Below are 6,000 nucleotides of genomic sequence, written 5' to 3' on the forward strand. Positions count from 1 at the left end.
CCCGGCCTCGCCCTGCCGGTGTTTCCCCACCAGCGCCGCGTCCCTCCCCTCCCCGCCCCGCCTCACTTCGCCTCCGCATAGCACTCCACCACCGCCGTGGTGAACGGGAAGCGGACCGGAGTCTCCCCGAACGCGATCCGCCCCGCCGTATCGGCCGCCGCCGAGATCGCCCCGGAAACCGCCGCGGCCTCCTCCGCGGGGCAGTGCACGATCACCTCGTCGTGCTGGAAGAAGACCAGCTCGGCGCGGAGCCCGCCCTCCCACAGCGAGTGCCGCAGCGCGGCCAGCATCAGCAACGCCCAGTCGGCGGCGCTGCCCTGTACGACGAAGTTGCGGGTGAACCGGCCACGGGCCCGGGCGGCCGCCGAGGTGCCCCCGTACCCCGTGGGCTCCTCCTGGGGCAGCCCCGCCTCGTCGGGCGGCGCCACGGACACGGGCGGGCAGGTACGGCCCATCCAGGTGCGCACCAGCCGTCCCTCTTCCCCCGCGCGCGCCGCCTCGTCCACATACGCCACCGCGGCCGGGTAGCGGCGGCGCAGATCGGCCATGTGCTTGAGGGCATCGCCGGACGTCTGGCCGTAGATGGCCCCCAACAGACCGAGTTTGGCCCGCGCGCGGTCCCCGCCGAACGCCCGGGCCGCCAGATCCGCGTACAGATCCTCGCCGCTGCCGGCCACCTCCATCAGCCCCCGGTCACGCGAGACGGCGGCCAGCACCCGCGGCTCCATCTGGTCGGCGTCGGCCACCACCAGCCGCCACCCCGGATCGGCGCGTACGGCCTGCCGGATCACCTTGGGGATCTGGAGCGCGCCGCCGCCGTTGGCGGTCCAGCGGCCGGAGACCGTGCCACCGGGCAGATACTCGGGGCGGAACCGGCCGTCGTGCACCCACTGCTGGAGCCAGGCCCACCCATGGGCGGTGTGCAGACGGTAGAGCTTCTTGTACTCCAGCAGCGGTGCCACCGCCGGGTGATCGATTTGCTGAAGCTCCCATTTGCGGGTGGACGTCAGGGAAATCCCGGCACGGGCAAAGGCCTTGATGATCTCGTTCGGCAGATCCGGGCGCACCCGCGCACCCGCCCCGAACGCCCGGGACACCTCATCGGCCAGCTCCGCCATCCGGCGCGGCTCCAGCCCGCCCGGATAACGCTCGCCCAGCAGCCCGTCGAGCAGCTCGCGGTGCACATCCGCCCGCCAGGGCACCCCGGCCCGCCCCATCTCCGTGGCGACCAGCATGCCCGCGGACTCCGACGCCAGCAGCAGCCGCATCCGGTCCGGGTGCGCGGCCTTCTCCGCACGCGCCACCTGCCCCGAGTAGACCTCCAGCAGCGCGGTCAGCTCGTCCGTGCCGGGTGGCAGCGGCACCGGGCCCGGATCGAACAGCGACGGCTGGGTCTCGGCAGTACGGACCGGCGCGTCCACGGGCACCGGCAGACCGTGCAGCCGCGCCCAGGCGGCGGCCAGCGAACGCGGCTGGCCCGACTGGCCCTCCTCGTGGCCGATCAGCAGCGCCTCCGCGGCCTCCACGTCATAGCAGCGCTCGACCCGCACCCCCGCCGCCAGCAGCCGCCGGTAGATCTCCGAGGTGGACCGCCACACCCACCGCTCCACCTCGGGCCGGGACCGCACCGCCGCCGCGAGCGACGGCTCCCGCACCACCGGCCCCGCAGCCCGCCCGTCCGCCCCGAGCGGGCAGAGACGAGCACCCCCGTCACCCGTCTCCACCACCGCCCATCTCATACCTGCGAGTCTTCCACCAGGGTCTGACAATCGCCCTGACCAGCGCAGACGACACGGACGACAGGGAGCAACAGATGCGGTGTGCCCCGCACCGCCCAGGTCCTGATCAGCGAGCGCGCCACGAGCGCCGACGGCACGGCCTCGGCGCGCCGTGTCTTCTGCCGTACCGCAAAAGCGAGTTCCGCGGCGGCCCGACCTGTGCCTGCCTGCGCCCCCAGCCGCGCGCCGAGCCCCTGGACCGGGGCGTTGGTCCGAGGCCGGCACCGACTCAGCGGCCCCAACCACCCTGCGACCACCTGGACATGCGTCACTTCATAACGCCATTGCGCACGACGCAACTGACAATCCGCCCTGACCAAAGGTGTGTTGGCAGTCACCAGCCAATATGTATATCCCTCTCACCAACACCCGCTCCCCGGGCTCATCGGCCTCGCATTCACCCGAATGAACCGCTACTTCCGCCCTGGCTGGTGAGTTGAGCAGCTTGTCGCTCTAAGCGGCGCGTACGGATTTCTGCTTGCTGCTCAGTGAAGAGGTTCACCGTGAAGTTTGTTTCCAAGGCCGCCGTCCTGTCCGCTGCCACGGGCATCGCCGTTGTGGGCGGTGCCGGTATGGCCAGTGCGCATGGTGGCGCCGGCGCAGCGGGAGTTGCCCAGAACTCCCCTGGTGTGCTCTCCGGCAACCTCATCCAGGTCCCGGTGGATGTGCCGGTCAACGTCTGTGGCAACACCATCAACATCGTCGCCCTGCTGAACCCGGCGTTCGGCAACACCTGCCTCAACGTCTGATCAACGTAAAGCTCTTGAGGGCCGACCGCATTCGATCGGCCCCGCTCCTCGGCAAAGGCCGGTACGAAGAATTCGTACCGGCCTTTGGCGTGCAAAGCCCGGTGCGGGCCGCAATGTTGGCCATCCGCAGTGATATGTATCTATGGTTTCGTGGCATTCGGGTGAAACGGCGAAACCGCACCCTCAGAAGCGAGTTGACCAGTGCGCTCCGGATACGGGCACTCCGCTTCGAGAAGGGTAAATCGTGATCAAGAAGGTTCTGGCCACGACGGCCGTAGCCGCGTCCGTCGTGGGAATCACGGCGACGGCCGCTCCCCAGGCGATGGCGATCGGGAACCACCACGGTACGTCGACCGTCAATGGCAACGGAGCCAAGAGCGCGTTCGGCAACTCCACGACCTACGGCAGCATGAGCCCGCAGCTGGAGCTCATCCAGGGCTCGCTGAACAAGCCCTGCCTCGCTGTGGGCAAGGTGGTCGCGCAGGTCATTCCCGGTGCGGTGCCGATCGCGCTGCAGGACATCAACGTGCTCTCCAGCTCGCAGAACCAGCAGTGCACCGAAAATTCGACTCAGGCAAAGGGCGACGACCCGCTGTCGCACATCCTCAGCGACATCCCGATCCTGTCGGGGAACGGCGTCGGCAACCACTGAGCCGGCCACTGGCCGCAGGCCCGGACCGCCGGCTCTCGTTTCCGGAGCGGTCCGGCGCCTGCGGCATCCCGTCAGGAACCGTAGGGACGGAATTTCTCGATCCCCCTACCGGTAGGAATTCGTATTCGGCGGGTGCCTCGTCCGTTCGAACTCCGGTGTTTTTTCCTCGTCGTATGCATGGTGGCAATCTCTCGAAGCGGTCTTGCACCCATCGGGCGATTCCTCCGAAAACCTCCGGGCGAGAGTTTCGTCCCTGAGGGCAACTCGTTACCAATATCGTCAGCGGCGTTACGGGCGAGCAGCTCAGCGCCCGAGCGACACGACGGTCGTGTTCGCTACGGACCCGCTGCAAGGAAGGGCTGAAAGTGAAGTACGCAAAGGTCGCAGCGATCACTGCCGGAACTCTCATGGCGGTGGGCTCGGCAACGCCTGCGTTCGCCGACGCGGGTGCCGCGGGTGGCGCCAAGAACTCCCCGGGTGTGCTTTCCGGCAACGCCATCCAGGTGCCGATCCACATCCCGATCAACCTCTGCGGCAACACCATCAACATCGTTGCTCTGCTGAACCCGGCGTTCGGCAACACCTGCCTGAACCACTGACTCGAAGGAATTCGAGCTGTGTCCATGTGACCCGGCCCCGGTGCGCGGACCACTGCGAACCGGGGCCGGTCGCCCTTCGCCTCCGGTGGGCACACACAACAGGCCAGATTTTTCGGGCGGATTGACCGAGAAGAACACCACTTCAGGGTTTCTCCGGGCGGAGGCACTCCTTAGTCACGCTGAAAGCGGTGAGCCGAGCAGCGCATCGATTGCTCGCGCGGCGCTGATGTCGCCGGACCGTGGAAGCACCGCCCGAGAAGGGACAGTTGAAGTGAAGTACGCAAAGTCTGCGGCGGTTGTCGCCGGTTCCGTCATGGCGCTGGCCGCCGCCACCCCCGCTTTCGCCGCACGGTCCGACGCTCCATCCATGAGCCTCAACGGCGGGCTGGCCGATGTGCTGAGCAACAAGCAGCTGGACGGCCGCCAGATCACGCCGCTGGTCAAAACGGTCAAGGCCACCGGGAGCAAGGTCAGGTCGACGAATGCGAAGAAGCTGCTCCGTGGTGTCACCGGGGCGACGAAGAAGACTTCGCTGCTCGGCGGGCTTCCGCTCAAGTAGTCGCGAAGGCTGCCGGACGTGGCGCGGCAATACACCTCGATCATTCCCATTCCGAATGCCGGGTGCTATCGGAAGCTGATCGGGAAAACGCAGTTCAGGGCACGCAGCTGTTTGAGTGAATGAGAACAACCAAAAACATCATTGTGAGTTGGGCAGACTGCCCGGCCCAATGAAATCCTGAAACACGAAGGAAAAAAATGATCAAGAAGGCTCTGGCGACCGCCGCCGCGGCTGCGTCCATCGTCGGCGTGGCCGCCGCTGCCGCCCCCGAGGCGATGGCGATCGGTAACCAGCACGGCACGTCCACCGTCAACGGTAACGGCGCCGCGCAGTACTTCGGCAATTCGACCACGTACGGCTACATGAGCCCGCAGATCGGCCTGATCCAGGGCTCGCTGAACAAGCCCTGCATCGCCGTCGGCAAGGTTCCGCTCCAGCTCCTCGCCGGGGCAGCTCCGATCGCGCTCCAGGACATCAACCTGCTGTCGTCGTCGCAGAACCAGCAGTGCACCGAAAACTCCACCCAGGCCAAGGGCGACGACCCGCTGTCGCACGTCCTGGACAACATCCCGATCCTCTCGGGCAACGGCGCCCACAACCACTGATCGGCTGAGCGCGACCCGGGCCGCCCCGTCCTCCTCCTTGCGGGCGGCCCGGGTTTCCGCTGTCCGGCCGGCACCGGAGCGGAAACGTTATTCGCTCGTGACGGAATTCCGGCGCACCGGATCGTTGGGAATGATGTGTGGAGGGAAGCATGCCAATGCCCTGGCAAGTTTGATGGGGCTGCCAGGGCATTGGCATGCCGTCCGTATCAAAGCAGGGCCTGCGAATCCGTTGACCGGAATCGCAGGCCCTGCGCCGTGCCGGAGGATTACGGCAGAGACAATGACTCCCGGCACGACAAGTCGCATTGTCGGTACGTGAATTGTGTGCGCTGTGGCGTCGCCAAACGGAGCGGACCTCACTCGCTGCGTATCCGGTGCCAGCTATTCGGGTGACGCTGCGGAACTCAAGCCGGTAAGGCGGGTTGTTCAAATTGGGCTCCCGTGCCGGGAGTTCCTTCTCTTGAAGGGTTTCGTGATGAACAAGATGATCGCGGGCGCGGCTGTGGCGGCGTCGCTGATCGGGATTTCCGCTACGGCCGCTCCGCAGGCGATGGCGATCGGTGACCAAGAGGGCACCAGCACGGTCAACGGCAACGGGACCAGGAGCGTGTTCGGCAACTCCGCGACGCACGGAAAGCTGAGCACCCAGCTCGGGCTCATCCAGGGCTCGCTGAACAAGCCCTGCCTCGCTGTGGGCAAGGTGGTCGCGCAGGTCATTCCCGGTGCGGTGCCGATCGCGCTGCAGGACATCAACCTGCTGTCCAGCGCGCAGAACCAGCAGTGCACCGACAACTCGGTGCAGGCAAAGGGCGACGACCCGCTGTCGCACATCCTCGACGACATCCCGATCCTCTCGGGCAACGGCATCGGCAACCACTGACAGCCAACGGCCTCGGCCGTATCACCGCTTGCGTCTCCGGGCGGTCGGCGCCGCGTTCGCGCTGCCGGCCGCCCGGCCGTGTGAGCGGCGCGGGGGGGGGGGGGGGGGGGGGGGGCGGGGAGGGGGGGGGGGGGGGGGGGGGGGGGAGGAGAACCGAAGAAGGGCATTTTGTTTTTGC

7 protein-coding genes are annotated in these 6,000 nt (G+C 67.4%); 6 read left to right on the forward strand and 1 reads right to left on the reverse strand.

What is annotated here, in order from left to right:
* Positions 1-62: 62 nt before the first annotated feature.
* Positions 63-1,739: a bifunctional 3'-5' exonuclease/DNA polymerase gene (locus ACZ4XD_RS09470; RefSeq protein WP_468039872.1), complete on the reverse strand. Its 1,677-nt coding sequence runs from the start codon at positions 1,737-1,739 to the stop codon at positions 63-65.
* Positions 1,740-2,281: 542 nt separating this feature from the next.
* On the opposite strand from ACZ4XD_RS09470, the gene ACZ4XD_RS09475 reads away from it, so the two are divergent.
* The 6 genes from ACZ4XD_RS09475 to ACZ4XD_RS09500 all read left to right on the forward strand — a co-directional run bounded on the left by ACZ4XD_RS09475 (position 2,282) and on the right by ACZ4XD_RS09500 (position 5,822).
* On the forward strand, positions 2,282-2,527 hold the full coding sequence (locus ACZ4XD_RS09475) for a chaplin (protein WP_468039875.1): 246 nt from the start codon (positions 2,282-2,284) through the stop codon (positions 2,525-2,527).
* 244 nt (positions 2,528-2,771) lie between these two features.
* Positions 2,772-3,179 (forward strand): rodlin, encoded by a 408-nt coding sequence (locus ACZ4XD_RS09480; protein WP_453190432.1) that lies wholly within the window; start codon positions 2,772-2,774, stop codon positions 3,177-3,179.
* A gap of 365 nt (positions 3,180-3,544) precedes the next feature.
* Positions 3,545-3,778 (forward strand): chaplin, encoded by a 234-nt coding sequence (locus ACZ4XD_RS09485; RefSeq protein ID WP_042150398.1) that lies wholly within the window; start codon positions 3,545-3,547, stop codon positions 3,776-3,778.
* A 271-nt stretch (positions 3,779-4,049) separates the two neighbouring features.
* A complete protein-coding gene (locus ACZ4XD_RS09490) occupies positions 4,050-4,337 on the forward strand; it encodes a hypothetical protein (RefSeq protein ID WP_468039880.1) in 288 nt (95 codons plus the stop codon).
* A 197-nt stretch (positions 4,338-4,534) separates the two neighbouring features.
* Complete coding sequence (locus ACZ4XD_RS09495) at positions 4,535-4,942, forward strand: rodlin (RefSeq protein WP_387248555.1); 408 nt, start codon at positions 4,535-4,537, stop codon at positions 4,940-4,942.
* 475 nt (positions 4,943-5,417) lie between these two features.
* Positions 5,418-5,822, forward strand: coding sequence for a rodlin (locus ACZ4XD_RS09500; RefSeq protein WP_468039883.1), 405 nt, complete (start codon positions 5,418-5,420; stop codon positions 5,820-5,822).
* Positions 5,823-6,000 lie beyond the last annotated feature (178 nt).

Source organism: Streptomyces sp. NPDC029466 (assembly GCF_055574515.1).